Consider the following 1,921-nt stretch of genomic DNA (forward strand, 5'->3'; position numbering starts at 1 on the left):
CCGTGGCCGCGGACACCAAGGCCATGAAGGAAGGCATTCAGGCCTTTGTCGATGCGTATAACGCATTGAACGACAAATTGAGTGCGCTGACAAAGTACGACCCGGATACCGGCGTCAAGGGACTGCTGCAGGCCGACAGCACGACCGTGAGCATCCAGAACGCGTTGCGCATGATGACCATGAACATCGTCAAGGGCGGTGGTGCGTTCACGCGGCTGTCGGACATCGGCATCCAGATGGAGCAGGGCGGCAATCTGTCCGTCAACGACACCGACCTGACCAAGGCACTGACCGATGTCTCTTCGCTCAAGGGCCTGTTTGCCACCAAGAGCGACAGTCTGGGCGCAAACGGCGGCATTGGTGTGAATTTCAAGGCGTTCACCGATGGCATGCTGGCTTATGAAGGCACGCTCAACGCCAAGACCGATTCGCTCGAGAGCTCGCTCAAGCGCAACGGCACAGATCAGGATAAGGTGCTCAACCGCGCCTCGACGCTCGAAAGTCGGCTGCTGGCGCAATACACTGCGCTGGACGTCAAAATGGCGTCACTGAATGCGTTGGATGCCTACGTGACGCAGCAGGTTGCGTCCTGGAACAAGTCCACGAGTTGAAGTGGCCGGGGCCGCGCGCCCTGTATCGGGTTTGGGTGTACGGATAGGCACACGCAAATTTTTTTAAGATTTCGCTTGATTTTGGAGGACTTCTGCCGAAAACAAAGGCAAGTAGTTCACAAGGATGCCAGTCATGTATACCCCCGTAAGTTCCCGTGCTGCCAATGCATATCGGCAAATTGGCGTGCAATCCGGCATTGATGGTGCAACGCCCCATCAACTGGTGCAAATGCTGTTTGATGGTCTGTTGCAGTCGCTGAACGCGGCGCGCGGAGCGCTGCAGCGGGGCGAAATAGAGAACAAGGGAACGCACATCGGTAAGTCGGTGCGCATTCTTGAAGAAGGGCTCAAGGGCGCGCTCAATCCGGTTCAAGGCGGCGAACTCGCCGTGAACCTGGGCACGCTCTATGACTATTGCATTACTCGGCTGACGATGGCCAATTTGCGCAATGACCTGGCTCTGGTCGAAGAGGTCGTGGGTTTGATTGAACCCGTGGCCCAAGGCTGGAAGGAAATGGGCCAGGCGCAAGTGGACTCGGGCGGTGGAGGTTACTAACGATGGGGACGCAATTGATCGATTATTACAAGGCCATAGAAGACAGCAGCCTCAAGATGCTCGAGGCCGCACGGGGGAAAGACTGGGAAGGCGTTGCACGCTACGAAGGTGCCTGTGCGGTGTTGATCGAGCAGTTGCGCTTTCAGTCCCAGGAGCAGGAGCTGCTGCCAGAGCAGCGCCGTGAAAAGGCGCGCATCATGCAGCGCATCCTGCGCAACGACGCCCAGATCCGCACGCTGGCCGAGCCCTGGCTCGCGCAGGTCGAACATATGTTCGACGGCCAGCCCCAGGTCCTGCACTGAACCCACGGCGGCGCCCCGCGCGCCGCCTGCAGGCAGCAAAAAACCCGCCCTCGTGAGATGGCGGGTTTTTTTATGGCGTGTTCGACGGCGCGGACTCAAACTCTTCACTACCGTTCGCCCTGAGCCTGTCGAAGGGCGTTTCAGGGCGGGCTGTCTGCCTCCGGCGATGCCGTGCGATGGCTGGAGAGCTCCAGGCCGGCTCAGCACGCAATCCCATCGGCCCTGAGTCTATGGAAGGCCTGAAGGACCATCCATCGCACCGCTCACTGCGCCGCAGCGCCAAACACCAGACGCAAAAAAACCGCCAGCGCAGGCCGGCGGTGCATGGAAAGCGAGAAACAGCGCGCCAGCGCGCCGCTGTCAGACCTGCATGTTCATGACATCGGTATAGGCCTGGACCAGGCGGTTGCGCACATGCAGCGATGCCTGGAAGCCGATCTGCGCCTTCTGGA

General features: G+C 59.6%; 4 protein-coding genes. 3 read left to right on the forward strand and 1 reads right to left on the reverse strand.

Annotated elements, in window-relative coordinates:
* The 3 genes from fliD to RR928_RS18255 form a co-directional block, all read left to right on the forward strand.
* The coding region (gene fliD / locus RR928_RS18245) for a flagellar filament capping protein FliD (protein WP_332683650.1) at positions 1-611 on the forward strand (611 nt) is incomplete at its 5' end.
* 133 nt (positions 612-744) lie between these two features.
* Positions 745-1,167, forward strand: coding sequence for a flagellar export chaperone FliS (gene fliS / locus RR928_RS18250; RefSeq protein ID WP_332548957.1), 423 nt, complete (start codon positions 745-747; stop codon positions 1,165-1,167).
* Between the two features lie 2 nt (positions 1,168-1,169).
* The gene (locus tag RR928_RS18255; protein ID WP_213306316.1) at positions 1,170-1,469 is read left to right on the forward strand and encodes a flagellar protein FliT; all 300 of its coding nucleotides are present in this window, start codon (positions 1,170-1,172) and stop codon (positions 1,467-1,469) included.
* A 360-nt stretch (positions 1,470-1,829) separates the two neighbouring features.
* Here RR928_RS18255 and RR928_RS18260 read toward each other — a convergent pair.
* Positions 1,830-1,921: flagellar hook-basal body complex protein FliE (locus RR928_RS18260; protein ID WP_332683660.1), on the reverse strand; the 92-nt coding region annotated here is incomplete at its 5' end.

The organism is Comamonas sp. (assembly GCF_036666375.1).
In the GTDB taxonomy this organism is placed as follows: domain Bacteria; phylum Pseudomonadota; class Gammaproteobacteria; order Burkholderiales; family Burkholderiaceae_C; genus Comamonas.